The sequence below is a fragment of the Kitasatospora sp. NPDC094015 genome (genome assembly GCF_040304075.1).
Taxonomy (GTDB): Bacteria; Actinomycetota; Actinomycetes; order Streptomycetales; family Streptomycetaceae; genus Kitasatospora.
On record NZ_JBEOUL010000008.1, the window covers coordinates 200,982 to 225,275 of the forward strand.

The 24,294-nt window shown below is 74.4% G+C and carries 27 protein-coding genes and 1 pseudogene; 12 read left to right on the plus strand and 16 right to left on the minus strand.

Annotated features, from left to right (window positions below; genetic code table 11):
• Positions 1–70: 70 nt before the first annotated feature.
• Together ABT014_RS13270 and ABT014_RS13275 are read right to left on the minus strand one after the other, a co-directional pair.
• On the minus strand, positions 71–379 hold the full coding sequence (locus ABT014_RS13270) for an AzlD domain-containing protein (protein WP_350638813.1): 309 nt from the start codon (positions 377–379) through the stop codon (positions 71–73).
• Entirely contained in the window at positions 370–1,146 is a 777-nt protein-coding gene (locus tag ABT014_RS13275) for an AzlC family ABC transporter permease (protein WP_350638814.1), read from the minus strand. The genes ABT014_RS13270 and ABT014_RS13275 overlap by 10 nt, the downstream gene beginning before the upstream one ends.
• A gap of 67 nt (positions 1,147–1,213) precedes the next feature.
• Between ABT014_RS13275 and ABT014_RS13280 the strand changes: the two genes are divergently transcribed.
• A complete protein-coding gene (locus ABT014_RS13280; protein WP_350638815.1) occupies positions 1,214–1,798 on the plus strand; it encodes a helix-turn-helix domain-containing protein in 585 nt (194 codons plus the stop codon).
• A gap of 127 nt (positions 1,799–1,925) precedes the next feature.
• Here ABT014_RS13280 and ABT014_RS13285 read toward each other — a convergent pair whose 3' ends face one another.
• The 3 genes from ABT014_RS13285 to ABT014_RS13295 form a co-directional block, all read right to left on the minus strand.
• The gene (locus ABT014_RS13285; RefSeq protein ID WP_350638816.1) at positions 1,926–2,162 is read right to left on the minus strand and encodes a ferredoxin; all 237 of its coding nucleotides are present in this window, start codon (positions 2,160–2,162) and stop codon (positions 1,926–1,928) included.
• Positions 2,159–3,361 carry a cytochrome P450 gene (locus tag ABT014_RS13290; protein WP_350638817.1) on the minus strand — a complete coding sequence of 401 codons (1,203 nt, stop codon included), beginning with the start codon at positions 3,359–3,361 and terminating at the stop codon, positions 2,159–2,161. The genes ABT014_RS13285 and ABT014_RS13290 overlap by 4 nt, the downstream gene beginning before the upstream one ends.
• Positions 3,362–3,529: 168 nt before the next feature.
• Positions 3,530–4,951, minus strand: a complete 1,422-nt coding sequence (locus tag ABT014_RS13295; RefSeq protein ID WP_350638818.1) for a DUF2252 domain-containing protein — start codon at positions 4,949–4,951, stop codon at positions 3,530–3,532.
• Between the two features lie 143 nt (positions 4,952–5,094).
• Between ABT014_RS13295 and ABT014_RS13300 the strand changes: the two genes are divergently transcribed.
• The gene (locus ABT014_RS13300) at positions 5,095–5,496 is read left to right on the plus strand and encodes a pyridoxamine 5'-phosphate oxidase family protein (protein ID WP_350638819.1); all 402 of its coding nucleotides are present in this window, start codon (positions 5,095–5,097) and stop codon (positions 5,494–5,496) included.
• 31 nt (positions 5,497–5,527) lie between these two features.
• Here the strand turns inward: ABT014_RS13300 and ABT014_RS13305 are convergent, their stop codons facing one another.
• The 4 genes from ABT014_RS13305 to ABT014_RS13320 form a co-directional block, all read right to left on the minus strand.
• On the minus strand, positions 5,528–6,517 hold the full coding sequence (locus ABT014_RS13305; RefSeq protein ID WP_350638820.1) for a hypothetical protein: 990 nt from the start codon (positions 6,515–6,517) through the stop codon (positions 5,528–5,530).
• Positions 6,514–6,750, minus strand: coding sequence for a hypothetical protein (locus tag ABT014_RS13310; RefSeq protein ID WP_350638821.1), 237 nt, complete (start codon positions 6,748–6,750; stop codon positions 6,514–6,516). The genes ABT014_RS13305 and ABT014_RS13310 overlap by 4 nt, the downstream gene beginning before the upstream one ends.
• 179 nt (positions 6,751–6,929) lie before the next feature.
• The gene (locus ABT014_RS13315; protein WP_350638822.1) at positions 6,930–8,570 is read right to left on the minus strand and encodes a M4 family metallopeptidase; all 1,641 of its coding nucleotides are present in this window, start codon (positions 8,568–8,570) and stop codon (positions 6,930–6,932) included.
• Positions 8,571–8,719: 149 nt separating this feature from the next.
• On the minus strand, positions 8,720–9,670 hold the full coding sequence (locus ABT014_RS13320) for a helix-turn-helix domain-containing protein (protein ID WP_350638823.1): 951 nt from the start codon (positions 9,668–9,670) through the stop codon (positions 8,720–8,722).
• 63 nt (positions 9,671–9,733) lie between these two features.
• Here ABT014_RS13320 and ABT014_RS13325 point away from each other — a divergent pair, with 63 nt between their 5' ends.
• The 5 genes from ABT014_RS13325 to ABT014_RS13345 all read left to right on the plus strand — a co-directional run bounded on the left by ABT014_RS13325 (position 9,734) and on the right by ABT014_RS13345 (position 13,894).
• Positions 9,734–10,468 carry an SDR family NAD(P)-dependent oxidoreductase gene (locus ABT014_RS13325; protein WP_350638824.1) on the plus strand — a complete coding sequence of 245 codons (735 nt, stop codon included), beginning with the start codon at positions 9,734–9,736 and terminating at the stop codon, positions 10,466–10,468.
• A 166-nt stretch (positions 10,469–10,634) separates the two neighbouring features.
• Positions 10,635–10,793 carry a hypothetical protein gene (locus tag ABT014_RS13330; protein WP_350638825.1) on the plus strand — a complete coding sequence of 53 codons (159 nt, stop codon included), beginning with the start codon at positions 10,635–10,637 and terminating at the stop codon, positions 10,791–10,793.
• Positions 10,794–10,999: 206 nt separating this feature from the next.
• Positions 11,000–11,620, plus strand: coding sequence for a hypothetical protein (locus ABT014_RS13335; RefSeq protein WP_350638826.1), 621 nt, complete (start codon positions 11,000–11,002; stop codon positions 11,618–11,620).
• Positions 11,621–11,624: 4 nt separating this feature from the next.
• Complete coding sequence (locus ABT014_RS13340) at positions 11,625–12,314, plus strand: DUF5987 family protein (protein WP_350638827.1); 690 nt, start codon at positions 11,625–11,627, stop codon at positions 12,312–12,314.
• The gene (locus ABT014_RS13345; RefSeq protein ID WP_350638828.1) at positions 12,311–13,894 is read left to right on the plus strand and encodes an FAD-dependent oxidoreductase; all 1,584 of its coding nucleotides are present in this window, start codon (positions 12,311–12,313) and stop codon (positions 13,892–13,894) included. Before ABT014_RS13340 ends, ABT014_RS13345 begins: the two co-directional genes overlap by 4 nt.
• Positions 13,895–13,906: 12 nt before the next feature.
• Here the strand turns inward: ABT014_RS13345 and ABT014_RS13350 are convergent, their stop codons facing one another.
• The 3 genes from ABT014_RS13350 to ABT014_RS13360 all read right to left on the minus strand — a co-directional run bounded on the left by ABT014_RS13350 (position 13,907) and on the right by ABT014_RS13360 (position 17,805).
• Positions 13,907–14,611 carry a DUF4232 domain-containing protein gene (locus ABT014_RS13350; RefSeq protein ID WP_350638829.1) on the minus strand — a complete coding sequence of 235 codons (705 nt, stop codon included), beginning with the start codon at positions 14,609–14,611 and terminating at the stop codon, positions 13,907–13,909.
• 138 nt (positions 14,612–14,749) lie between these two features.
• Positions 14,750–16,096, minus strand: coding sequence for a serine hydrolase domain-containing protein (locus ABT014_RS13355; protein ID WP_350638830.1), 1,347 nt, complete (start codon positions 16,094–16,096; stop codon positions 14,750–14,752).
• A gap of 266 nt (positions 16,097–16,362) precedes the next feature.
• Positions 16,363–17,805: a carotenoid oxygenase family protein gene (locus ABT014_RS13360; RefSeq protein WP_350638831.1), complete on the minus strand. Its 1,443-nt coding sequence runs from the start codon at positions 17,803–17,805 to the stop codon at positions 16,363–16,365.
• A gap of 161 nt (positions 17,806–17,966) precedes the next feature.
• On the opposite strand from ABT014_RS13360, the gene ABT014_RS13365 reads away from it, so the two are divergent.
• The 4 genes and pseudogenes from ABT014_RS13365 (at position 17,967) to ABT014_RS13380 (ending at position 20,824) form a co-directional block, all read left to right on the plus strand.
• Positions 17,967–18,470, plus strand: coding sequence for a P-loop nucleotide/nucleoside kinase family protein (locus tag ABT014_RS13365; RefSeq protein ID WP_350638832.1), 504 nt, complete (start codon positions 17,967–17,969; stop codon positions 18,468–18,470).
• 251 nt (positions 18,471–18,721) lie between these two features.
• Positions 18,722–19,412: pseudogene (locus ABT014_RS13370) on the plus strand (transposase).
• Between the two features lie 32 nt (positions 19,413–19,444).
• On the plus strand, positions 19,445–20,044 hold the full coding sequence (locus ABT014_RS13375; RefSeq protein ID WP_350638833.1) for a hypothetical protein: 600 nt from the start codon (positions 19,445–19,447) through the stop codon (positions 20,042–20,044).
• A gap of 108 nt (positions 20,045–20,152) precedes the next feature.
• Positions 20,153–20,824 carry a hypothetical protein gene (locus tag ABT014_RS13380; RefSeq protein WP_350638834.1) on the plus strand — a complete coding sequence of 224 codons (672 nt, stop codon included), beginning with the start codon at positions 20,153–20,155 and terminating at the stop codon, positions 20,822–20,824.
• 53 nt (positions 20,825–20,877) lie between these two features.
• On the opposite strand, the gene ABT014_RS13385 is transcribed toward ABT014_RS13380, so the two are convergent.
• Complete coding sequence (locus tag ABT014_RS13385; protein ID WP_350638835.1) at positions 20,878–21,885, minus strand: YdcF family protein; 1,008 nt, start codon at positions 21,883–21,885, stop codon at positions 20,878–20,880.
• A gap of 100 nt (positions 21,886–21,985) precedes the next feature.
• Entirely contained in the window at positions 21,986–22,438 is a 453-nt protein-coding gene (locus ABT014_RS13390; protein WP_350638836.1) for a hypothetical protein, read from the minus strand.
• A gap of 253 nt (positions 22,439–22,691) precedes the next feature.
• On the opposite strand from ABT014_RS13390, the gene ABT014_RS13395 reads away from it, so the two are divergent.
• On the plus strand, positions 22,692–23,372 hold the full coding sequence (locus ABT014_RS13395) for an alpha/beta hydrolase (RefSeq protein WP_350638837.1): 681 nt from the start codon (positions 22,692–22,694) through the stop codon (positions 23,370–23,372).
• Positions 23,373–23,397: 25 nt separating this feature from the next.
• On the opposite strand, the gene ABT014_RS13400 is transcribed toward ABT014_RS13395, so the two are convergent.
• Positions 23,398–23,622 (minus strand): hypothetical protein, encoded by a 225-nt coding sequence (locus tag ABT014_RS13400; RefSeq protein WP_350638838.1) that lies wholly within the window; start codon positions 23,620–23,622, stop codon positions 23,398–23,400.
• A gap of 192 nt (positions 23,623–23,814) precedes the next feature.
• Positions 23,815–24,039, minus strand: a complete 225-nt coding sequence (locus ABT014_RS13405; RefSeq protein WP_350638839.1) for a hypothetical protein — start codon at positions 24,037–24,039, stop codon at positions 23,815–23,817.
• Positions 24,040–24,294 lie beyond the last annotated feature (255 nt).

The window sequence follows — 24,294 nt, forward strand, 5'->3', positions numbered from 1 at the left end:
CACCGGAGTGCGGAGTGTGATGGTGCGATCACCATATGCGCCCGTCCGGTTGATCGCTCGGGAGAGCGGTTCAGCCCACCCCGGCCAGCCTGAGCAGCGCGGTGGTCGCCGCCGCCGCGACCACGACGACCGGGAACGGGAGCCGGCGCACCGCCAGGACGCCGCCGACCAGGACGCCGGCCGGGCGGGCCCAGCCGGCGAAGCCGTGGCCCTCGGTGAGGGTGGCGGTCGCCACCAGGGCGACCAGCAGGACGGGTGCGGCGACCGCGAGCAGCGCCCGGAGGTGGTCCGGCAGGCGCAGCCGGTCGCGGAAGGCGGGGCCGGCCAGGCGCAGCGCGTACGTGCCGGCGGCGAGGGCGAGCAGGGCGATCAGGGGCATCGGGGGGCCTCCGGGGCGGGGGCGGCGGCCGGGGCGGTCACGGCGGAGCGATCGGGTGCGGTGGCGCGGTCGGCTGCGGTGGCCCGTTCCGCGGTCGCGGGCCTGGTGAGCAGTGCGGGGAGCAGGCCGACCAGTGCCAGCAGGACCGGCAGGCCGGGCGGCAGGAACGGGGTCGCCGCCAGGGCGGCCGCCGCGCCCAGGAAGGTGGCGTTGCGGGTGGCCCGGTCGGCGAGGGCGGGCAGCAGCAGCGCCAGCAGGACGGTCGGGAAGGCGGCGTCCAGCCCGAGCGCGGCGGTGTCGCCGATCGCCCCGCCGGCCACGGCGCCCAGCACCACGGACAGGTTCCAGCAGGCGAACAGGGCGAGGCCGCAGAGCCAGAACGCGGCCCGGCGGCGGGCCGGGTCCTGGTGCCGCAGGGCGAAGGCGGCCGATTCGTCGGTCAGCAGGTGGGCGCCGAGCAGCCGGGACCAGCGCGGGCCGCCGAGCACGTCGCCGACCGCGAAGCCGAGCGGCAGCAGCCGGGTGTTGAGCACCAGGCCGGTGGCGACCGCGGCGAGCGGGCCGCCGCCCGCGAGCAGCACGCCGACGGCGGCGAACTGCGAGCCGCCGGCGAAGACCAGCACGGACAGCGCGATCGGTACCCAGGCCGGCAGGCCGCCGGAGACGCTGATGGCACCGAAGGAGGCGCCGACCAGCGAGTCGGCGAGGCAGACCAGGGCGATGTCGTGGATCGTGCCACGGTCGAGCGTTCGCCATGATGAACTCATGTCCACTACAGTGAACGCCCCTCGGGGTGTTCGTCAACCCGAACGAGTGGACTTCTGGAGCGAACGCATGGAAACCGTCGAACCGGGTGACGTCGCCCGGCCGCGCCTGGACCTGATCGCCCTGATCGCCGCCTCGATCCGGCGCGAGCGGGCCCGGGTCGGGCTGTCGCTGACCGAACTGGCCAAGCGGGCCGGCATCGCCAAGTCCACGCTGTCGCAGCTGGAGTCCGGGGCCGGGAACCCGAGCGTGGAGACGCTGTGGGCGCTCGGGGTGGCGCTGGGCGTGCCGTTCAGCCGGCTGGTCGACCCGCCGCGCCCGGCGGTCCGGGTGGTGCGGGCCGGCGAGGGCCCGGTGACCTACTCCGAACGGGCCGACTACGCGGCCACCCTGCTGGCCTCCTGCCCGCCGAACGCGCGGCGCGACCTGTACCGGATCGACGCGCAGCCGGGCGGGTCCCGGGTCTCCGACCCGCACATGGCCGGCACGGTCGAGCACCTGGTGGTCGGTACCGGCCGGGCCCTGGTCGGGCCGGCCGAGGAGCCGGTGGAACTCGGCCCGGGCGACTACATCGCCTACCCGGGCGATGCCACGCACGTGTTCCGGGCGCTGGAGCCCGACACCACCGCGCTGATCGTGATGGAGCACGTCTGACGCCGGGAGAGCCCGCGGCCCGGTCCGTGCCCCGGCCCGCGGCCCGGTCCGTGCCCTGACTCGTGCCCCGGCCCGCGCCCCGGCCGGGCCCCGCGGCGGGACCGCCGGGCCCGGACCGGGGCGGTGCTCAGTACGCCGGGGCGACCTGCTCGCCGGTGGCGGGGCGCAGCACGGCGATGGCCTCGACCGGGCACATCTCGGCCGCCTCGGCCAGCTCGGCGGAGAGCGCGGCCGTCCGGTGCCGGGCGAGCGCCCGGCCGTCGGCGCCGAGGGTGAGGTCCCCGGGGGCGGTGGCCGCGCACAGGCCGGTACCGACGCAGCGCGCCCGGTCCACCGTCACCACGAGCTCGTCCGCCGCGCTCACCAGGCGACCTCCAGGGCCGACGGGCTGCGGGTGAGCAGGCCCGTGCGCCAGGCGATCGCCTCGACCGGCGCGGTCAGCCGCAGTCCGGGCAGCCGGCGGGCGAGCGTGTGCAGTCCGAGTTCCAGCTCCATCCGGGCCAGCCAGGCGCCCAGGCAGTGGTGCGGGCCGGCGCCGAAGGTGAGGCTGGGGGTGCCGAGCGGGGCGAACAGGTCGGCCGGTCCCGCCGGGTAGAGGTCGGGGTCGTGGTTGGCGGCCGTGGTGTCGGCGGCGACCACCGCGCCGGCCGGGATGAGCACCCCGCCGATCTCCACCTCCTCGACGGTCCGGCGCAGGATGCCGGGGAAGGTGGTCCGCTCGCCCAGCGGGATGGTCCGCAGCAGCTGCTCGGTGGCCGCGGTCGCGGCCTGCGGGTCGGCGCCGATCCGCTCCCAGGCGTCCCGGTCCTGGTCGAGCAGGTAGACCAGCGCGTTGCCGAGCGTGGTCATCGTGGTCTCGTGGCCGCCCACCACCAACCCGCACACCAGCGCGGTGAGTTGCTCCTCGGTGACGCCGCCGGTCTGGTCGGCGGCCTGCACCAGGTCGCTGACCAGGTCGTCGCCGGGCTCCTTGCGGCGCGCGGCCACCAGCTGGAAGCCGAAGTTGCCGAACTCCCGCATCGCGGTGCCGATCTCCTCGGCGGAGTACGCAGTGGTCGAGAGCGCGTGGTCGCTCCAGTGCGCGAGCCGGTCCAGGTCGAGACCGTCGAGGTCCATCAGCCGGCTGATCACGGCGACCGGCAGCGGGCGGCTGAAGGTGCCGATGATCTCGGCGGGGGATCCCGCGTCCTCCAGCCGGTCGATCAACTCCTCGACCACCGAGGCGACCCAGGGCCGCCAGCGCGCGATGGCGCGCGGGGTGAACGCCCGCTGCACCGTCCGGCGCACTCTCTGGTGCTCGGGGCCGTCGCTGTTCAGCATCGAGTCGGGGTCGTCGAGGATGTTGGGGGTGGCCGTGATCGGCGGCGCGTCCGGGGTGAACAGCGGGGCGCGGCCGATCCGCGGGTCGGTCAGCACCTGGCGGACGTCGGCGTGCCGGGTGCACACCCAGACCGGCGTGCCGGTCGGCAGCGCGGCCAGCCGGGGCGGGCCCGGTTCGGCGTGGCGCAGGCAGTGCAGCGGGACGAGCGGGGCATCCGGTGCCTGCCGTGGCTCGGTGGTCATCCGTCCTCCTGGCGGTTCGGCCGTGGGCGAACCGCGGGGGCGGTTCGCGCTTCGACCGTACGGGGGACGGGCCCGGACGGACAGGACACGAACCGGCCATCGGGCGCAGCCGTGGCGTGAACGGCGTTGCCCGACGGCCGGAATGACGTGCTGTCAGGAACCGTGGTGTCAGATGCCGGTCTCGGCCGGCAGCCGGCCCGAGCGGACGGCAGCCACCAGCTCCGCATGGTCGGCCTCGCTGCGGTCCGCGTAGGCGACCGCGAAGGCGGCGATCGCGGTGTCCAGCTCCTCGCCCTTGCCGCAGTACCCGGCGATGACGCCGGCCTCGGCGGTGTGCCCGTGCGCCCGGGCCAGCAGCGCGCCGGTCAGCCGGGCGTAGTCGTCCAGCAGTGCGGGGCGCAGCGCGGCCGGGTCCACGCTGCCCTTGCGGTTGCGGAACTGCCGCACCTGGTACGGCAGTCCGTCCACGGTCGTCCAGCCCATCAGGACGTCGCTGACCACCTGCATGCGCTTCTGGCCGAGCACCACCCGGCGGCCCTCGTGGGTGATCGGGGCGGCGGGCTCGAAGCCGGCCCGGGCCAGGTGCGGCAGCAGCACCGACGGGCGGGCCTCCTTGACCTGGAGCACCAGCGGCTCCTCCCGCCGGTCGGTCAGCAGCACCACGTAGGAGCGGGTGCCGACGCTGCCGGTGCCGACGATCCGGAAGGCCACGTCCTGGATGCTGTAGCGGGCCAGCAGCGGGTGCAGTTCGGCGGGCACCGTCTCCAGGTACTCGCCGAGCGAGGCGGAGACCGCCGCGGCATCGGCGTCCGGGACCTCGCTGAGCACCGGCGGGGCGGCGGTGAACCGCCACCGGCCGTCCTCGGTGCGGACGGTGGCCTTCGCCGCGAACCGGGCGCTGGTGTTGCGCAGTGCCTTGGCCGACACGCCGGCCAGCACCTCGCCGAGGTCGTGCGAGTCGGTGAAGCTGACCAGCTGCTCGTCGGTGACGGCGTTCCAGGCGTCCAGGGCGGGCAGCTTGGCGAGCCGGCGCATGGTCCGCCGGTAGGAGGCGCTGGCGTCGGCCGCCGCCTCCCGGCAGATCCGCTCGTCGGCGCCGGCCTGCCGTCCGGCCAGCACCAGGCTGGCGGCGAGCCGCTTGAGGTCCCACTCCCAGGGGCCGGGCACGGTCTCGTCGAAGTCGTTGATGTCCATCACCAGGTGGCCGCGGGCATCGCCGTACAGGCCGAAGTTGGCCGCGTGCGCGTCACCGCAGAGCTGGGCGGTGACGCCGGACGCCGAGGTGGTCGCCAGGTCGTGCGCCATCAGCCCGGCCGAGCCGCGCAGGAACGCGAACGGCGAGGCCGCCATCCGGCCGATCCTTATCGGCACCAGGTCCGCCAGGCGCCCGAGGTTGGCCAGCTCGACGGCCTCCACCACACCCGGCCGGTCCGCCGTCACCGTCAGGTGGGCGTGCGCCTCCCGCGGGGCCTTCTCCCGCAGGGCGCGGCCGCGCTCCTTGGCACCGCCCTGCGGCGGCCAGGGCGCGAACCCCGCCACCGCCGGCCCCCGCCCGGCCGTCCCTCTGCCGTCCACCGTCTGCACGCCCATCCCCACCACCGGACTCCGTTCTGCTCGCACGCTCTCAGCTGACGTTCCCGCAGGCCCCGCCGGTTCCCGCAGCGTCGAACCGTACCGCTGCCCGACCCGACCTGGCCCACCGGCCCCGCCCGCGGATGTGGCAGCATGCCGGTATGGCCCACGACCTCAGCGCCCTCGACGAGGGCTACCTCGCGTTCTGGCGCGAGCGCCAGCTGTGCACCCTCACCACGCTGCGCCCGGACGGGAGCCCGCACGTGGTGCCGGTCGGGGCCACCTTCGACCCGGCCACCGGCATCGCCCGGGTGATCACCAGCGGCACCAGCCGCAAGGCCGCGCACGTCCGCGCGGCCGGCGAGGCCGGCCTGCGGGTGGCGCTCTGCCAGGTCGACCGGGCGCGCTGGGCCACCCTGGAGGGGGTGGCCGTGCTGCGCGAGGACGCCGAGTCGGTGGCCGACGGGGTCCGCCGCTACACCGAGCGCTACCGGGAGCCCCGGGTCAACCCCGACCGCGTGGTGATCGAGATCACCGTGGACCGGGCGCTCGGCCGGGCCTGAGCCGGACGGCACGCTGCACCGCCGCCCGCGGTCAGTAGCCCGCCGGCGGCCTGCTCGGATCGGCCTGCTGCACCCGGGCGGCGAGGTCGGAGCCGTCCGCCGCCACCCCGTACGCGGCCCGCACGTAGCGGATGGAGGCGGCGATGTTCGCCACCGGGTGGTAGATGTCCAGCGAGGACCCGGGGCAGTGGTGCGCCGCGAAGGTCTGCGGGATGCACTGGGCGACCCCGCGCGAGCACTGGAACGGGTGCCCGTCGGAGGCCGTCCGGTACCCGGGCGGGTCGACCGCGTTGGCATCGGTGGTGTTGACCGCGTTCGGGTCGCCGGAGGACTCGCGGGCGCAGAGCGTCCGGTACCCGCTGCGCCAGGCCTCGGTGAACGGGAGCCCGGCCGCCTGGCAGGCCGCCCGGATCCACGCGTCCACGCCGCCGCCGCCGGTGTACGGGTCGAACAGCACGGAGCGCGGGCCGATCGGCCCCGACTGCGGGGTGTCGGGCGCGGGGGCGGTCAGGCCGGGGTCGGCGGAGACGGTGCCCTCGGCGTACTCCGGGTACCCGTAGGCGTACACGTACGGGTCCGTCCGCTGCCGGGTCAGCCGTTGGACCCGGTCGCCGCGGTCGCCCTCCACGGTGGTGACGGTGGTCGCGTCGAAGCCGATCACGATGCCGGTGTGCTCGGCCCCCGCGGTGCCCAGCAGCACCTGGGCACCGAGCGCCGGGTACCAGGAGGTCCGGCCCTGGGCCCGGAAGGCGGCCAGTGCGGCGGCGGGCCGGTCGAATTTCCCGTACAGCAGGTGGTCGAGGCGCAGGTCGGCGAAGACGCACCGGACGAAGACCTGGCTCCAGGGCACGCCGTCCTCGCCGAACTGCCGCCCGAACGGGGTGAGATCGCCGGATCGGCCGTCGGCGCCGCCGCTCCCGTGCACGCCGACCAGATCGGTGGCGCGGGCGATCACCGCGTCCCGCTGCCGGCTGCGCCCGCCCGGCACGCCGCCGGCCAGCCGCAGCGCGAGGGCGCTCACTGCCGCAGTGCCCGGTCGTAGGCGACGAAGTCGGCGTAGTCGCCGTCCGCGGTGCCGTTCGCCTTGTTCATCAGGATCACCTGGGGGCTGCCCCAGGCGTCGAGGACGCACCACGGCAGCCGGATCCGCAGTCCGTTCGGGTAGAGCGCGAACACCGCGGGATGGTCGGGGTGGCGGAACAGCAGCACGCCGGGCGGCATGGCCGAGGACGGAGCGGAATCGGTGCTGGACATGGCGCACTCTCCCCGGGTGGTGCCTGCCGGCTCGCTGACCCCCAATCTAGGCAGCGGATGATACCGCGTCAATGCGGGGCAAATACCTCATATCATCGCTCAATTGATGGCCGGGCCAGGCGATGCTGGGCTGCCGGGGCCCGGACGGTCGGGCCCCGGCAGGGGTGTGTGCGGGTGGATCAGTTGACCGCGACGGCCGACCAGGCCGCCGCCACCGCCGCGTACTCGGCGCTGCCGGCGCCGTACAGGTCGGTGGCCGCCTTGAGGGTGGCGGTGCGCGCCCCGGCGTAGTTGGTGGTGGAGGTCATGTAGGTGGTGAGCGCCCGGTACCAGATCTTGCCGAGCTTGTCCCGGCCGATGCCGGTGACGGTGGAGCCGTTGCAGGTGGGGCTGTTGTAGGCGACGCCGCCGACCACCCGGGCGCCGCTGCCCTCCGCGAGCAGGAAGGCGAAGTGGTTGGCCACGCCGGAGGAGTAGTGCACGTCCAGGCCGCCGACGGACGAGCTCCAGCAGTCGGCGGACTTGGTGTCCTTGGAGGGCTGGTCCATGAAGCGCAGCGCGGGCTTGCCGAAGCCGGGCTTCACGATCTCCTCGCCGATCAGGTAGTCACCCGGGTCGGCCGGGTTGGCCGCGTACCACTCGACCAGGGTGCCCATGATGTCGGAGGTGGCCTCGTTCAGGCCGCCGGACTCGCCCGAGTAGTTGAGCTTGGCGGTGCGCGAGGTGACCCCGTGCGACATCTCGTGGCCGGCCACGTCCAGCGCGACCAGCGGCCCGAACGTCGAGCCGTCCCCGTCGCCGTACGTCATGCAGAAGCAACTGTCCTGCCAGAAGGCGTTGTTGTAGTTGCTGCCGTAGTGCACCCGGTTGTACGAGCCCTTGCCGTCACCGGCGATACCGCTGCGGCCGTGCACGTTCTTGTAGTAGTCCCAGGTGGTGTCGGTGCCGTACTGGGCGTCCACGGCGGCGCTGGCGCGGTCGGCGGTGGTGCCGGTGCCCCAGTGGTTGTCCGCGTCGGTGAAGACCGTCGCGGGGGCGCGGAACAGGCAGATCGAGCCGAGGCACAGGTCGGTCTTGTTGGCCGCGTCCCCGGTGTAGGTGGCGCCCCGGGTCGGGTCCTTCAGCTGGTAGCTGCCGCCGGACGCGGTGGTCTCCAGCGGCACCGTGCCGCCGTACAGCGAGGCGCCGTCCCCGGCCGCCGTCTCCAGACCGTCCCAGGCGTCGATCAGCTGCCCGGTGGTGGCGTCGGTCAGGACGGTACGGGCCACCGGGTTGCCCAGGTAGTCCTGTCCGGCGGCGGTGGTGCGCCAGGCCAGCCGGGCCGCGCCGTGGCCGGCGTCGACCACCAGCTCCGGCGCGGCGCCGGGCGTCACGGAGGTGCGCCCGGGCACGGCCGTGCGCAGCGCGGACTCGGCCGCGGCGGCCGCGGCGTCCGCCGCGACCGTGGGCACCGTGCTGCGCACCGTGGGTGCGGCGGTGGTGGCCCGGTCGGCGCCGCGGTAGCCGCCGCCGGGGGCGAGGTGGACGATCAGGTCGCCGCCGAGCACCGGCAGGCCGGCGAAGGTGCGGTCGTAGCGGACGTGCTGGCTGCCGTCGGCGTCGATCAGCACGTCCCGCACCGAGCGGGACTGCCGGTCGGTGAGGCCGAGTTCGGCCGCGTGCGCGCCGAGCGCGGCGTCCGCCCGGGCGACCGCGGTCGCGGGCGTCGGCCGGCTGCCGGCGCCGGCGGCGGGCGCGGCCTGCGCGGTGACGGCGAGCAGGGTGCCCGCCGCCAGGGCGACGGTGGTGGCGAGGGCGGTGGTGCGGGTCCTGGTGCGCATCGGGCTCCTCGGGTGCGTGGGGGAGTCCGGGGGTGCGGGAGCAGGGGTGCGCTCCGTCCCCGGCAGGGCGTGGCGCTGTACCTGAGGGCGTGCGGAGCCGGACCGGCTCCGACGGGCGGCACTGGGATACGACTTTTTACATGTTCAGGTCAGGATTCGTCCAGGGTGCGTGCAGCCGGCGCTGCCGCGGACGGGCCGCCGGCCGCCCGGTAGCGGGACGGTGCGCAGCCGTACGACCGCCGGAACCGGTGCGCCAGGTGCGCGTGGTCGGCGAACCCCGCGGCCGCCGCGACCTCGGCCAACGGGAGCGCGGTGCGCGCGATCAGCTGCGCCGCCAGCTCCAGCCGGACGGCGAGCAGCTCGGCCTGGAACGAGGTGCCCGCGCCCGCCAGTTCACGCTGCACGGTGCGCGGCGAACGGCCCAGCAGCTCGGCCGCCCGGGCCAGCCGCCACGGGCCGGCCGGGTCCCGCGCGATCCAGCCGCGGACCGCCACCACGGGCGGCACCGGCGCGAGCACCGTCCCGGAACCCCAGCTCAGCCGCCAGCCGGCCGGCCGCAGCGCGGCGCGCCCCCACCCGGCGGAGGGCGGCAGCTGCGTCCCGTCGGCGCCCAGCAGCCGGACCTGCGGCGCCCGGCCCGCCAAGGAGCCGGTGCCCGCGGCGTACAGCGCCGCCACGAACAGCGTTTCGGCGGGCTGCGGGGCGCGACCGAGCCGGCCCAGGTGGCGGAAGGTCAGCCCGTGGCCGTCGACCACCACCGAGGTCCGGTGCCCGACGTGGAACCAGGGCTCCACCAGGGCCGAGAACGCGGCCAGCCGGTGCAGGTCGGCGGTGCCCGGCAGGGCGGCCAGCTGCGCGGGCGGCTCGGCCATCAGCCGCTCCGCCGCCTCGGTCTGCGCCGTGGGCCCCAGCGCGAAGAGCGCCGCCAGCTGACCGGCGTGCAGCCGCTCGGGCACCGGCGCACCCCGCTCCAGCAGCTCCGCCACCGGCCGCACCCCGGCGCGCCCCGCGGCGCCGCCGCGCTGCTCCAGCACCCGCAGCACGGTCCGGGCCATCGCCGGGTGCACGCTGCGGGCTTGGTCGGCGGGGTCTCTGGGCATGGCGTGATCGTAGTGGCGCGATCGTACAAGCCGACCGGCGGGCGGACCGGCAGCATCGGGGCCGTGGAACACGACGCACAGCGAACCCTGATCACCGGCGGCACCGGCGGAGTCGGCCGGGCCCTCGCCACCGCACTGGTGGCCCGCGGCGCGAAGGTGGCCGTCTGCGGGCGCCGCGCCGACCCCGACCGCACCGACCTGATCGAGATCCGGGCCGACCTGGCCCGCCCCGGCGAGGCGGCCCGGGTGGTCGAGCAGGCCGCGGCCCGGCTCGGCGGCCTCGACCTGATCATCGCCAACGCCGGTGTGCAGTACCCGAGTCCGCTCACCGGCGGCCCGCAGCCCGACCTGCTGGCACGGGTCCGCGAGGAGATCGAGGTCAACCTCGCCTCGGTGGCCGAACTGGCCGTCGCCGGCTGGCCGCACCTGGCCGCCGGACACCGCTCGGCCTTCGTGGCGATCGGCTCCGGCCTCGGCTACGCGCCCAAGCGCAGCGCGCCGGTCTACTGCGCCACCAAGGCCGGGCTGCGGATCCTGGTCGAGGCGCTCCGCCACCAGGCCGCCAACGCCACCCCGGGGGTACGGGTGCAGGAGGTGGTGCTGCCGCTGGTGGACACCGCGATGACCGCCGGCCGGGAGGGCCCGGCCCGCAAGCTCACCCCGGAACAGGCCGCCGAGGCGATCCTGGCCGGGATCCGGCGCGGCCGGCCGGTGGTGCCGGTCGGCGCCGCCCGCCCGCTGCTCGCCCTGCTCCGGGTCGCCCCCGGTCTCGGCCGGCGGATCCTGCGCGACGGCTGAGCGGGGGCGCCCGGGGCGCCGATGCGGGCGCCACCGGGCCGCGGGCGTTGGCCGTTCCCGCCGCCGCCTGACGGGCGGTTCGCGCGCGGACGGGTGACGGCCGGCATGACTTCGGTGCGGGCGGGCAGGCGGGGTGCAGCGAACCCGACGACCTCCGGAGGTGCAGATGTCCACCGCCATGATGCTGCTGCTCGCGCCGCTCGTGCTCGCGGCCGTCCTGCTGGCCACCGTCCCGGCCAGGGCGCACCGGCACCGCGGCCCGCGCGCCGCGATCGGCCGGCACGACGCCTCGCACCGCGCGCGGCACGCCCGCCACCCGTCCTGACGGCCGCTCGGACGCTCCCTGGCGGGCGGGAGGGGCGGCCGTTCCGCCTCCCGGCAGGGAGCGACTCCGAGTGGTCCAGTGGATGAGTCACTGTTCCACCTCTTGTACTGACGAGTAGTCATGCCCCATCCTCGGGAGCACCCCGGCCTCGCGCCGCCCCGGCCGGGGCCGCTGCGGCATGCAGCGGCACCGACCGAGGAGGTCCCATGCCCGACCGGCGTCCCAGCAGGATGATCGCAGCCCTCGCACTCGCGCTCGGCCTGTGCACCGCGTTCCCCGGTGCCGCGTCCGCCGCGAGCCGTCCCGCCCCCGGACCGGCCGCCGCCGTGCAGGTGCCCGGCCCGTTCACCGAACCGTCGTTCGCCGCGACCTGCACCTGGCACAGCTTCGGCGAGGGCGAGCAGCCGCCGTGGTGGCTGGCGCTGCAGAACCCGCTCTGCGTGGAGTACAGCAAGCGCGACATCACCTTCGACAACGGCGGCGCGCTGCGCTTCCTGCTCGCCGAGCCGTCCCGCTTCGCGGTCGCCCTGCTGACCTGCCGCTACTACCAGAAGGACCACTGGAGCGTGCAGGCGACCACCGGCGCGGTGCCCTACGTCCAGTGGGACGGCCAGTACTGGTGGGACCGGACCGCCCGGCACGCCGGGGCCCGCCTCACCCACTTCCGGGTCGACGGCACACCGGTCGGCATCGGTGACGCGGTCGCCGCGCTGCGCCCCCGCTACCCCGAGATCGCCGAGGTGCTCGCCACCTACGGCGAGGAGTCCGGCGAGAGCGGCACCACGGTCGGACTCGGCTTCGACCTGGCCTGCGCGACGGCCGGGTGACGCCGTGACCACCGACCGCAGAGCCGTGCTCAAGGCGCTGGCCGCCACCGCCGCCGTGCTGGTCGCGGGCGCGCCCGCCACCCTCGCCGCTCCGGCCGCCGCAGCCGCCACCGACACCGCACCGGCGGCCACCGACGCCTCCGCGCCCGGGAGTTGGAGCGTGCAGACGCTGGAGGCCTTCGCCGACACCCTCGTCCCCGGACAACGCCGCTTCCCCGGCGACCGCGCCGTGGCCGGGGCGGTCACGGGGCCGGGGGCGGTCGAGGCCGGCGCCGTCGCGGTGCTCTCCTCCCCGGACCTGCCGCTCGCCCCCTGGCTGCCCGAGGTCGCCGCGCTGCTCGACGCCCACGCGCTGGCGTACGCCGCGGCCCGGCTGATCCTGCTGCCGCCCACCGTGCCGCCGTTCGTCGGCCTGTCCTTCACCCACCGCACCGGCCTGGTCGGGGAACTCACCGGCACGGACGGCCTGGACCGGTCGATCTGGCAGGTCCTCGCCCTGCTGGTAAGCCTGGCCTTCGACACCGCCGCCCAGCTGGACACCGCCGCCGCGGTCCGCGCCGGCCACCCCGGCCTCACCTGGCTGGACTTCCCGGCCCCCGGCCCGGACGGGCTGTGGCGCTTCCCCGACCACTCGTACGGCGCCGCGCTCGCCCCCCTGCACCCCGCCACCACCCCCTCGGGGAGCCCCGCATGAGCGCCTGGACGACCGATGTCCTGGTCATCGGCAGCGGGTTCGGCGGGGCGATCCCGGCGTACCACCTGGCGGCCGGCGGGGCCCGGGTCACCGTCCTGGAACGCGGGCCCCGGCTGGCCGCCGCCGACTTCTCGCACAGCCTCAGGCTCGGCACCTACAACCGGATCGTCGACGTGATCAAGGGCGACGGCATCTCGGTGATCGCCGGGAACTGCGTCGGCGGCGGCAGCGTGGTCTACTTCGCCGCCTCGCTGCGCGCACCCGCCTTCGTCTTCGAGCGCCGCGGCAGCCTGCGCCGGCGGCTGTGGCCGGCCGCGCTCACCCGGGCCGCGCTCGACCCCTGGTACGAGCGGGTCGAGGAAGCCCTGCCGGTCACCCGCCTGGACTGGCCGGACGTCTCCTACGCGGGCGGCGTCCTGGCCGCTGCCTGCGCCCGGGCCGGCCGGACCTGCAACCCCGTGCCGGTGGCGGTGGACACGGCGCGCTGCACCGACTGCAACTGGATGCTCTCCGGCTGCCGGTTCGACGCCAAACGCTCGCTGCTGCTCAACTACCTGCCCGCCGCCGAGGCGCACGGGGCCGAGGTGCTGCCGCTGCACGAGGTCCAGACGCTCGCCCCGTCGCCGCTGCCCGGCCACCGGTACGCCGCCACCTTCGCGGTGCTGGACCCGGCGGACTACTCCTGCACCGGTGAGGTCGGCACCATCCACGCCAAGGTGGTCGTACTGGCCGCCGGCGCGGTCGGCACCCCGGTCCTCCTGCAGCGCTCGGCGCCGCTGCTGGGCGGCGTACCGGCCGCGGTGGGCCGGTACTTCTCCGGCAACGGGGACCGGGTCAGCACCGCCGTGGTGGACGAGCAGAAGGCGGCGAGCCTGCTCGGGCTCTCCCGCCCGGGCGGCGCCGCCTATGCCGCGCTGCCGGTCGGCAAGCCCATCACCGCCGCCAGCTTCGACCATCTCGACCCGACCGCACCGGAGTTCAGCCGGTTCACGGTGCAGCAGATCTACTTCCCACCGGTCACCAACGTCCTGGCGCAGGCGGCGGACGGCTGGTTCGGCGTGGCCAAACGGCGGATGCGGCACGAGTGGACGTCCTGGCTCACGCTGCTGGCGATGACCGAGGACGACAACGAGGGCAGCTTCGGACTCCCGCCGCTGACCGGCGGGTTCACCCGGGTCGCCCCGGGCATCGGCCTGGGCAGCATGTCCTTCGCGGCCACCGCCCGGACCAGGGCGGGCTGGGCCGCCGCCGACGCCGAACTGCGGGCCGTCCTGCAGAAGGACGGGCTCGCGGAGGTCAGGCCGTGGACCGAGGCCGTCGCCGGTGCGGTCACCGCGCACCCGCTCGGCTCCTGCCGGATCGGCGACGACCCGGCCACCTCCGCCCTCACGGACCAGCACGAACTGCGCGGCCACCCCGGGCTGTTCGTGACCGACGGCGCGGCCGTGCCGACCTCCCTCACGGTCAACCCCTCCCTCACCATCGCTGCCCTGGCCGAACGCGCCGTCCCGGCCGTCGTCGACCGCGCCGCGCGGGCCGGCGTCGCCGTCACCTACGGAGCTCCCCTCCCGACCGGCTGATCGGCGGGGGTGCTACTTGGTGGTGAGGGCCTGCAGTTGGGCGCGGGCCTGGGCCTGGACGGCGAGCTGGGCGCCGATCAGGATCTGCGGGGAGTCGATGTCCGTGACGGGACAGAAGCGGGCGTCCTTGACCGGGATGGTCACGAACAGGGTCTCCTCGTTGCGGGCCAGGACGAGCAGGGAGCCGGTGGTGCAGCTGGCGTTCGGGGCGGTCGGCGGGGAGGAGAACCAGCTGACGGCCTGGTAGAGGGATTCGCCGGGCATGACGACCGTCGCGTGGGCCTTGTCGGTGACGAACTTGACGTTGCCCAGGACTCCGGTGGCCAGCTTGGTGAAGGAGCCGTTGGCGCCGTCGGTCCGCACATCGGCCGGTCCGTACAGCTTGCAGGCGTGCGCGGAGGTGTTGGTGAGCTTGATGAGGCCGGACCACCGGGGAGCGGCGCTCCGGTCCAGTTCGGTCAGCTCGCCGGTGATGTCGCTCTCACGCTCGGAGCCGCCGCATGCCGGAGCCTCCGCCACGATCGTCGAGCTTGGCTTCCCGCCGGGCTGCGGCGAACCGCTGGCGGCCGCGGGCGCGTTGCCGGCAGCCGTGCTCGCGGCCGTGCCCGCGGCCGGGGTGGCCGGCGCCGCCGCCGGGGTCCCGGTCGGTCCGCAGGCGGCCAGCGTGAGCACCCCGCAGGCCAGCGCGGTGGCGGTGGTCAGGTGACGGATCTTCACGGCGTGCTCCCGAAACGACGAACGGCTCCCGGGCCGGGCCGGCCCACTCACTGCACGCGATCGGACACCGTTCGGTTCCCGTGGGATCGAGCGGCGCCGGACCGCGCGGGCCCGGTGTCGCGTCGACGTCCTCCCGCGTCACTTGTCGAACATGCTGCACACCGCGGCGCTCTGGAGCTCCTGCGCGGCTCGGGAGAGCTCCGGGAAGGCTGCCGGGGTCTCGGCGAAGGCCTCGGTCTGGACGAGGATCGAGACGGTGCGGGTGCCGGTGGGATCGGTGGCGTTGGTGGTCAGGTAGCCGGCGATGCCGCCGTCGTGGGACCACACCGTGCCGCACGCGGTCTCGCCGGTCTCGATGCCCAGTCCGTAGCCGGGCCCGTCCGGCTGGTCGGGGAAGATCGGTACGGTGGTGCGCATCTGCGCCAGCTGCGCGGCGGGCAGGAGCTTCCCGGTGAACAGGGCGGTGTAGAAGCGGCCCCAGTCGGCGGCGTCGGACACGACCGCGCCGGCGGCCCCGGCCCACCAGGGGTTGTTGTCGGTGACGTCCACATGGTCGTCGTGGCGGGCCCCGCCGTAGGTCCTCAGCTCGGTCGGGACGTCCGGCGGCATGTGGGCCGCGTCGGGTTCGTACCCACGGGCGTGCGGTCCCTGCCAGGTCGGGCCGGTGGCCAGGTAGGTGTTCCCGAGGTGGAGCGGCCGGGCGATGCGGTCCCGGATCAGATCGGCCAGGCTCCGCCCCGTGACCTTCTCCAGGACGGCACCGATCGCGATGTAGTTGGTGTTGCTGTACGACCATCCGGCGCCGGGCGCGAAGAGCGGATCGTGCTCGGCGCTGATCGCGAGGAGCTGCGCGGGGGAGTGCGGCCTGCGGTCGGTCCCCATGATCGAGGGGAGCATCGCGGGGTCCTGCGTGTAGTCGAACAGGCCGCTGGTGTGGTTGAGCAGCATGCGCAGCGTGATCGCGTGGCCGTTGGGGATCCGGCCCGGCAGCCACCTGTCCACGGGGTCGGTCAGGGCGAGCCTGCCCTCACCGACCAGTTGCAGCACGAGGGTGGCCACCATGGTCTTGGTGTTGGAACCCATCCGCACCTGGTCCCCGGGTCGGAGCCGGTGATCGCGTACGGTCCAGGCCGCCTGCTCGGCTATCTCGATCGGCTCGCCCCGGCCGTCGTCCACCCGCACGACGACCCCGGGGGCACCGGCGGCGACCAAGGCCCGTGCCAGGTACTCCAGTTGGGTGCGCTGCCGGGCCTTGGTGCCGGTCAGGGAGGTGGAATCCGAGGCCGCGGAGGGCGCGAGGTCAGGGGCGTGGGCGGTGTCGGCGACCGCTCGACCCGGCACGCCGACGGCGAGGACCAGGCCGGTGACGGCGAGAAGGGCAGCGGCCGAGGTGCGGTCGGCCCGGCGCCGACGCGCGGCCGGGTGACGGCGGGCAGGTCGGTACGCGCCGGGGTGGTGCGCTGCGGGCTGTGCCTCTGGTGTCATGCCCACAGCTTTCCAATGTGACGCAGCGTCAGTCACTGGGGCACGCCGCACGCTTGGAGGTGGGGATTGCCCCCGCGGCCCGGCAGCCGGTGCCCGTTGTCCCCGGACCGGGGTCGACCCCCAAGGCAGGAAATTCTTCGGCAGATGCCTCGTCCATCGAGGCTCCCGCCGGTGAACGCACGAAAGATTCTCCTGCTACCGAGTCTCCCGACAGGCCCTGGCCGCCTCCCACCCGGGTGCCGGCCCCGGTCGGGTCCGCGCTGCGGTCAGGGCTCCTCGGTGGGGAGCCATGCCCCGTGCAGGCCGAGCGGGACGCGGACCGGGATGCGCGCGCGGGCGACGGGGCCGGCGGCCGGGTCCTCGGCGGGCAGCACCAGGAACCAACTCGTCCCGTCGGTGCGGTCGGTGGCGAAGGTCATCCAGTATCCGTGGCCGTCCGCACCGGCCTGAGGTCCGGGCTCGGGAGCGAAGACCGGCTCGCCGACCGCGAGGTCGCCCGCGTCCCACACCTCGGTGGCGCCCGAGTCGAGGTCGTACCAGCGGAGGGCGTCGTACTCGCCGGCCAGGAGATCGGTGCGGCCGGTCCCGGTGGCCAGGGCGGTACGCCGATGGCGCCGGCCGATGAGCCGGTCGTCGATCCTCGGGAACTCGACCCGGGCGTCGTCCAGGACCGTCCGGGACATGCGACCGCCCGCGGGGTCGATCCGGGCGCGCACCAGGCGGGCGGTCACCGGGTCGGACCCGCCCCCGGTGCCCGGTCCGACGGTGAGCCGGTTCCACTCCACGTAGTCGAGGACGACCGGTGCCTGCGGTTGGGCTCCGTCGTCGTAGGCGTTGACCGAGTGCCACATCCAGAAGGCGTCGTCCCGGACCCGCACCGGTGGTCCGCCGTCGCGCGGGACGAGCACGATCTGCGTTCCGCGCTCCGGCCGCCAGGCGAGGAAGGAGCCACCGGCCATGGCGGCGTCGAGGTCGAAGAAGGCCGGGGCGAGGACCAGGACCAGGTAGCGCGCGGTGAGGGCCATGTCGTGGATCATCAGGGGCTCGTCCACGCCGGCCAGCGGGGTCGGCCCACGGCTCACCCGTCCGTCGGGGCCGATCAGCGACCAGGTCAGGTAGGGCGGCTCCAGGGCGTAGCAGAAGACGGCCATCTCGCCCGTGACCGGGTCGATCTTGGGGTGGGCGGTGATGCCGGCGGGCAGCGCGCCCTCGAAGTCCTCGCGCCCGAGGGTCCTGAGGTCGGCGTCGAAACGGTACGGGCAGGCGGCCTCGGCCAGGGCGAGCATGCGGCCGGCGTGACGGACCACGTTGATGTCCGGCAGGTCCTTGAACGTACCGGCGAGGTCCGGACCGACGGCACCGGCCTCCGGGATGATCATCGACTCCAGGCCGCCCCACAGGGCGCGCCCCGCCTTCTCCTCGGCGACGAGCGCGGGCGTGCGGACGAAGCGGTTGAGGTAGCGGGCACGGCCGTCCGCGATGTGCACGGCGTGCAGCATCCCGTCCCCGTCGAGCGGGTAGAGGTAGGAGCCGATCGGGGTGAACCGAGGGTTGGGCCCGTTGCGGACGTACGTCCCGGCGAGTGCGGCCGGCAGTTCGCCGGTGATCTCCAGGTCGACCGCACCCACCTCGTCGGTGACCGGGGCGAACGGTCCCGACAGGTGTGGCACACGGGTGGGGTCGAAATCCGTCGTCGCACGGGCACTCACAGTGACCTCCGGATGCGGTCGTCGACAGCATCGCGCGGGTGTCCCACGCCTGCCGCGGGGCACCGCTCAGTTCCCAGTGAAACGCGCCGGGAGCCGCCCTGCCAGGTCGCGGACCGCCGGTGGCCGCCGGTGGGGCGCGATCCGGGGTCTAACCTGGCTGCGTGGCAGAGCAATTGGGCACGGTGGTGCTGATGTGCGGTCTTCCGGGAGCGGGCAAGACCACCTACGCGATGGACCTGGTTCGACGCGGCTACGCCCGGCTGTCGATCGACGAGGTGGTCTGGCGACGACTCGGGCGGCGTGACGCCGGCCTGGTGCTGGAAACCGCGGCGTACGACCGGCTCAAGGAAGAGGTCCGCCGCGAACAGCGGCAGGAGCTGATCGAGCTGATGCTGGCCGGGCGCGACGTGGTGGTGGACTACAGCTTCTGGAGCCGTGCCGCGCGTGACGACTACAAGCTGCTGATCGAAAGCCACGGTTGCCGCTGGGAACTGGTCCACCTCAAGGCCGACCGGACGACGCTGGAACGCCGCCTGGAACTCCGCAACAGCGTCGAGGGCGCCAACGCCGTCACGGTGGACGAGACGCTGTTCAGCCGCTACCTGGCTGCCTTCGAGGAACCGGTCGGCGAGGGCGAGCAGATCGTCGTGCAGCGCTCGGCCTGACGCCGTTCGGCGGGAGGCGCGCCCCGACCGATGATGTCGTTCTCCAGGAACCGTGGAAACGAGGGGGACGCTGGAGAAGCAGGTTGCGGTACGCAGTTGGCGCCGGACGGGGCTCGCCTGGGTGTGGCAGGCGGCCTGGCTGGTGCTGGCCGACCTGGGTGCGTTTGTCGGGCTGCCGGCGAGACCGACAGTCCTCGGACCGCGTTTGAGATCTGCCGTGTCCAGTCACTGAAGGGGTCGTCGAGCATGCTGTGAGTGGTGTTGGGGGCGGGTATCCGTCGGACCTGGCGGATGAGCAGTGGGCGCTGGTGGAGCCGTTGCTCCCGCCTGCACGGGTGGGCCCGAAGGGCGGTCGACGGGAGAAACACCGATGGCCGCGATGCGGAGCCGGGCGCGGGCCTGATCGACTCGCAGTCCGTCCGCACCGCCGACACCGTCCCTGCGGCCACCAGCGGCTTCGACGCGGGTAAGAAGGTGAAGGGCCGCAAGCGGTTCATCGTTACAGACACCCTCGGCCTGGTCCTGGCCGTCCACGTCGTCGCGGCGAGCATCCAGGACCGCGACGGCGCGAAACGGCCGCTGCTGTGGACCAGGCTCGACCACCCCAGCGTCAAGAAGGTCTGGGCCGACCAATGCTTCGCCGGCCGCCTGGTCGACTGGGCGGCTACGGTCCTCGGCCGCGACCTGGAGATCGTCCGCAAGGACCCTGACCAGCGCGGATTCCAGGTCCAGCCCAAGCGGTGGGCGGTAGAGCGGACCTTCTCCTGGCTCACCGCCCACCGGCGCCTGGCCCGGGACTGCGAGACCGGCCCGGCTCGCTCCGAGACCATGATCCGCTGGGCGATGATCGGCGTAATGGTCCGTCGACTCGCCCGAGGCCGAGCGGCAACCCGCCCCGGTCCGCGCCTGCTTGTCCACTGCAGACCGACTACCCCCAGCTGACCGTCCGTTCCGGCAAGGGCTACTGTTCCGCCGTGATCGACATCGACGGAGCCCGTCTCGGGGCCGAAGCCGCCCGCCGCCTGCGACAGGCCGACTGCTGCACCATAGAACCCGGCCTCAGCGAGGACGAGTTCAAGCGCGTCGAGTCGGAGTACGGCATCCAGTTCTCCGACGACCATCGCGCCTTCCTGGCGGCCGGCCTGCCCGTCTGTTCGCCACCCGAAGAAGGCGCCACCTGGGACAAGCCCTGGCCCGACTGGCGCAACGGCAACGCAGACGAACTCCGTTCCCACCTCGTATGGCCGATCGAGGGAGTACAACGGGCCGTCGTGCGCGGCTACTGGCACACCTCGTGGGGCACGCGCCCCGCTGAACCAGAAGACGCCCGGGCTACGGCAGAAGATCACCTGGCGGCGGTGCCCCAACTGGTGCCGCTGTACGCACATCGGTTCATTCCCGCAGGCCGTGGAACCTACGGTCACCCGGTCCTGTCGATCTGGGGCACGGACATCATCTACTACGGCGAAGATCTTGCCGAGTACATCAGCCATGAGTTCGAAGAAGGGCACGAATACCCCGAGGCCTGGAACCCGCGCGCCACCGTCGCCTTCTGGCGGGACTTCGTTCAGTAGGCCGTCGGCTTGCCGCAGATCTCAAACGCGGTCCCAGGCCCCACGCCGCGGACTGTCAGTGGCGCCCGGCAGGATCCGGGTGACACAGCAACGCATGCGAGGAGTGCCGTGACCGCCACCACCGGGCCGATCCACAACCCCGTCTTCCAGTCCTTCTGGTGCGCCACCGACCTGGGTCCGCATCGGCCGTGCCGCGGTACGTACGAGTGGTACGCCTCGGACACGTTGCCGCCGCTGGACCCGGCCCGGTTCGACGGTGGGTTCGGGTGGCTCGGCGGCACGGGCCCGGCGGTGCCGGAACTCGCCGGGCACCTCGATGCCCTTGCCGGGGAGCTGGCGGGCGTCGGGATCGTCCTGCCCGCTGATTTCGTCGCGTTCCAGACCGGCGTCAACAGCCACCGGGCGCTGGACGCGGTGTCGGCCACGGCCTGCTGGACGGACGTCTCCGAGCCGATACCGAGCCCGGTGGAGCCCGGCGCCTTCCTGGTCCGCTTCCTGCGTGACCAGCAGGACTGCGTGCACTGGTACCTCTACCTCCGCCCGACCGGCGGGGCCTACGTGGTGGCCTCGCCGCTCGACCTCGAGGACGCGCCCGACCCGGACGAACCGGACGTGCCGGTGGACTGGTTCGGGGCGATCGCCCGGTGCGCCACCTCGTTCGAGGAGTTCGCGTACCGCTTCTGGGTGGAGAACCGCCTGTGGTGCGCGCTGAACGGCTACGGGGAGGAGACCATGGACGACGAGCTCGCGGGCTACCTCGCGCATTACGGGCGGACCTGAGCCGGCTGCGGAGCCGAACCAGGGCCGGCCTCCGTGGCAGGCGCGGCGGAGCATCAGGCGATCCTGCCGACCACGGCGCCGACCGCGCCGAGTACCGCGACCGCCGCCGCGTTGGCGGTCGGGTACAGGGCGAGGACGGCGACGAACTCGCGGATGATGGCGCTCGGCCAGTAGTACGGCGCGGTGTGCGCCCCGAGCACGTGTCCCGGGAGGCCGGCCCGCCGCGCGAGGACCGCGGAGCGCAGGACGTGGAAGGTGCTGGTGACCACCACGCAGCGGTAGCCGGGCCCGTGCTGCCGCTCCATCACGACCCGGCTGAACCGTAGGTTCTCCTCGGTGCTGACCGACCGGTCCTCCTGGACGATCCGGTCCGCCGGGCAGCCGAGGGCGGCCAGGTGGTCGGCCATCGCCTGCGACTCCGGGACCCGCTCGTCGTCGCCCTTGCCGCCGGAGGCCAGCACCTTCGGCGGCCGGCCGCGGGCCGCCTGGGCCCGGTACACGCCCCAGGCCCGTTCCAATCGGGCCGCCAGCAGCGGCGGTACCTGGTCGCCGTCGGTGAGGCCGGCGCCCAGCACCACCACGAAGTCGACGTCCCGACGGGTGGTCACCCGCCCGTACAGGAAGGCGTAGCCGAGGAAGCAGACGAAGACGAACCCGAAGTACCCGGCGACCAGCAGCGTGCCGCCCGCCACGGCGCGCAGCGCCGGGGAGTCGATGTGGACGGCGGCGAGAAGGAGGGCGAGGAGCGCGAGCAGGACGAGGCCGAGCAGGAGGGGGAGCAGATTGGCAAACCGGCCGCCCTCCTGGCGGAGCATCGTGATGCCGTTGGCGAGCAGGAACAGGGCGACCGCCAGCAGGCCGAGCGCCGCGGCGGCAGGGATCGCCGCCGTGGCGGTGTCGACGACCACGTCCGGCAGCTGGGCCAGCTCGCCCAGGATCCCGGCGGCCAGGAAGAGCACGGACAGCCCGAGCAGCACGCCGTTCCCGAACCGTCGCCGGTCACGACGCACCCCGATGGCGAAGACCACGAAGAAGGCGACAGCCAAGGCGTAGGCGGGCATGCGTGCATCCTAGGCGCGGGTGGTGCCCGTCGTCCGTGACCGCCGTACCTGACTGCGGCACCCCGACGACCGTCGCCCACCCGGCCGGGCCCGGCGCCCGTCAGGGCTTGGCGTTGACCTGTCGCCCGTAACTGTCCGCGAAGCTGCGGTAGGAGGTCTCGGCGGCTATCGCCTCCTGGAGGCTGGCGCCGCCGGTGCCGGCCTCGGCGTTGTGCACGCAGGTGGTCGCGGCGGTGTCGAGCCGGTCGAGCGACTCGTTCCAGACGGTGCGGGTGCCCTGGTCCGGCATCGGGTGGTACGCCCTCGCCGCCTTCACGTCGGCGAGCACCTGGCGGCAGTGGTCGGCCGACCGGGACGACGGCTCGGACTCCTGGATCACGGTCTTCACGTCCTGGGCGATGGTCACCGTCTGGTCCTTGCCGCCCTTCTGGGCCCAGGAGGCCATCGTCTCCTTGTCGTCCGAGCAGCCGGCCAGGGCGGCGAGCAGCAGGGTCGCGGCGATCGCGGCGGCCGCGCCGCGCGGGGCCCTGCGGGGGTGGTGCGTCAGGGTCATCGATTCCTTCTCTCTTCCGGCTCCGTGTTCTGGCATCCTGTCAGCCGCCTCCGACAGCACGGCCGGACGGGGTGGAGGTCGATCGGACGACGCGCGCCCCCGGTGCCGCCGAACGGGTCACGGAACCGTCCGGCCGTGGGGCGTCGCGGGGCCGGGACGCACGGACTACGGGACGATCGGGCTCGGCCGCTCCCGGCCGCCGGGGGGAGTTCGAGCAACGCATCGTGCAGGACTTCACGCAGGAGGTACCGACATGGCGGGCAAGCCCGGCATCGTATTCGCCCACGGGCTCTGGGCCGACGGATCGTGCTTCAACAAGCTGATCCCGGCCCTCCAGGCCGAGGGCCACGAGGTCTTCGCCTCGCAGCACGGCCTCAACTCCCTGGAGAGCGACGTCGCGTGCGTCACCTTCACGCTCAACCACGTGCCCGGGCCGCTCGTGCTCGTCGGCCACTCCTACGGCGGCACCCTGATCACCAAGGCGGGCACCCACGACCGGGTCGGCGCGCTGGTCTACATCGCCGCGCTGGCCCCGGACGAGAACGAGACCTCGCAGCAGCACCAGGCACAGTTCGATCCCACGCCCGTCTTCCAGCACCTCGAGGTCGCCGACGGGCGGCTGTGGCTCAAGCCCTCGGGCGTACCGGACTTCTGCGGCGACCTGCCGGCGGCGGAGCAGAAGCTCGTGCTGGCCACCGGTGCGGTGCCCACCGCGGACCTGTTCGACCAGCAGGTGCCCGGCACCGCCTGGCGCACCAAGCCCAGCTGGTACATCGTCGCCAACCAGGACCGCACCGTGAACCCGGACCTGGAGCGCTTCGCCGCCGACCGGATGGGCGCCAAGACCTACGACGTCGACAGCAGCCACGTCCCGATGCTCTCCCACCCGGACTTCGTGCTGGACGTGATCCGCGACGCCGCGAAGTCCCTGTAGCCGGGCGGCTTGCGGTCCCTCCCGCTCAGCCTGCCTGCCGCCGGCAGACCAGGTAGAGCGGCATGAAGACGACCCACAGGCACAGGCAGCCCACCGCCCAGACCGCGGGCCCGCTCACCTCGACCGAACCGGCCGAGAACCGGACGGACGCTCCGCGGTCGTCGTGCGCCGAGGCGTCCTGGTACACCCAGAGCACCGACGCGAGCAGCAGCACCAGTGGAATCAGCGCGGTGGTGGCGGTCGACCCCACGGCTCCTCCCTCGGTCGTCCGGAGCGTGTCGTGCGCACGATACCTCCGGGAGGGCGCGGACCACGAGACCGTGGCGGCCGTTACGGCAGCCGGACCCGGCGCCGGACGCACCCGCGCGGACGCCGACGCGAACGCGGGCACCACCCGGCCGGTCGGCCGGAAGGTGCCCGCGCAGGGTCGTTCCGCCGGTGCCTAGTTGAGGCCCTTGTTCCAGGTCGACACGTGGGTGTTGCCCGGCACCGGCGGGGCCTCGCCGCCCGCCAGGACGGCGACGCCGGCGCCCGCGGCCGGAAGGGCGGCGGCGCCCGCGAGGGCGACCAGCAGGGCGGCGGAGAGGGCGGAGCCGGCCCGGGCGGCGAGCCGCCCGGCGGGGGACGGGACGGCGGCAGGGTCGGTGGCGGGGGCCACGAGGCGCATGGCGAGGTCCTTTCTGAAGGCGGCCGGCAGCGGGGGAGCCCGCCGGGCGGGAGCCGTCCGGCCACCCGGTCCGGGCCGCACGGGCCCGCCACCGAGCGCGGGGCGGACGGCGGGACGCATTGTCGTCGCGCACGATTGCCCTTCGATGGCCACCCGATTGCCGCCCCCACGCCAGCCCCCCGGCAGTAGCTCTTCAGGGGCGCGGGGAACTGCGCGAGTCAGCACCCCCGGGCCCCGCACCCGCCAACGCGCCTG

What these genes read in the sequence shown, in the direction of transcription:
- ABT014_RS13355 (WP_350638830.1), bottom strand. Translation starts at nt 16,096, where the DNA reads ATGACACCAGAGGCACAGCCCGCAGCGCACCACCCCGGCGCGTACCGA.
- ABT014_RS13335 (WP_350638826.1), top strand. Translation starts at nt 11,000, where the DNA reads ATGCCCGACCGGCGTCCCAGCAGGATGATCGCAGCCCTCGCACTCGCG.
- ABT014_RS13345 (WP_350638828.1), top strand. Translation starts at nt 12,311, where the DNA reads ATGAGCGCCTGGACGACCGATGTCCTGGTCATCGGCAGCGGGTTCGGC.
- ABT014_RS13320 (WP_350638823.1), bottom strand. Translation starts at nt 9,670, where the DNA reads ATGCCCAGAGACCCCGCCGACCAAGCCCGCAGCGTGCACCCGGCGATG.
- ABT014_RS13330 (WP_350638825.1), top strand. Translation starts at nt 10,635, where the DNA reads ATGTCCACCGCCATGATGCTGCTGCTCGCGCCGCTCGTGCTCGCGGCC.
- ABT014_RS13275 (WP_350638814.1), bottom strand. Translation starts at nt 1,146, where the DNA reads ATGAGTTCATCATGGCGAACGCTCGACCGTGGCACGATCCACGACATC.
- ABT014_RS13315 (WP_350638822.1), bottom strand. Translation starts at nt 8,570, where the DNA reads ATGCGCACCAGGACCCGCACCACCGCCCTCGCCACCACCGTCGCCCTG.
- ABT014_RS13295 (WP_350638818.1), bottom strand. Translation starts at nt 4,951, where the DNA reads ATGGGCGTGCAGACGGTGGACGGCAGAGGGACGGCCGGGCGGGGGCCG.
- ABT014_RS13300 (WP_350638819.1), top strand. Translation starts at nt 5,095, where the DNA reads ATGGCCCACGACCTCAGCGCCCTCGACGAGGGCTACCTCGCGTTCTGG.
- ABT014_RS13270 (WP_350638813.1), bottom strand. Translation starts at nt 379, where the DNA reads ATGCCCCTGATCGCCCTGCTCGCCCTCGCCGCCGGCACGTACGCGCTG.
- ABT014_RS13310 (WP_350638821.1), bottom strand. Translation starts at nt 6,750, where the DNA reads ATGTCCAGCACCGATTCCGCTCCGTCCTCGGCCATGCCGCCCGGCGTG.
- ABT014_RS13385 (WP_350638835.1), bottom strand. Translation starts at nt 21,885, where the DNA reads ATGCCCGCCTACGCCTTGGCTGTCGCCTTCTTCGTGGTCTTCGCCATC.
- ABT014_RS13290 (WP_350638817.1), bottom strand. Translation starts at nt 3,361, where the DNA reads ATGACCACCGAGCCACGGCAGGCACCGGATGCCCCGCTCGTCCCGCTG.
- ABT014_RS13390 (WP_350638836.1), bottom strand. Translation starts at nt 22,438, where the DNA reads ATGACCCTGACGCACCACCCCCGCAGGGCCCCGCGCGGCGCGGCCGCC.
- ABT014_RS13280 (WP_350638815.1), top strand. Translation starts at nt 1,214, where the DNA reads ATGGAAACCGTCGAACCGGGTGACGTCGCCCGGCCGCGCCTGGACCTG.
- ABT014_RS13405 (WP_350638839.1), bottom strand. Translation starts at nt 24,039, where the DNA reads ATGCGCCTCGTGGCCCCCGCCACCGACCCTGCCGCCGTCCCGTCCCCC.
- ABT014_RS13395 (WP_350638837.1), top strand. Translation starts at nt 22,692, where the DNA reads ATGGCGGGCAAGCCCGGCATCGTATTCGCCCACGGGCTCTGGGCCGAC.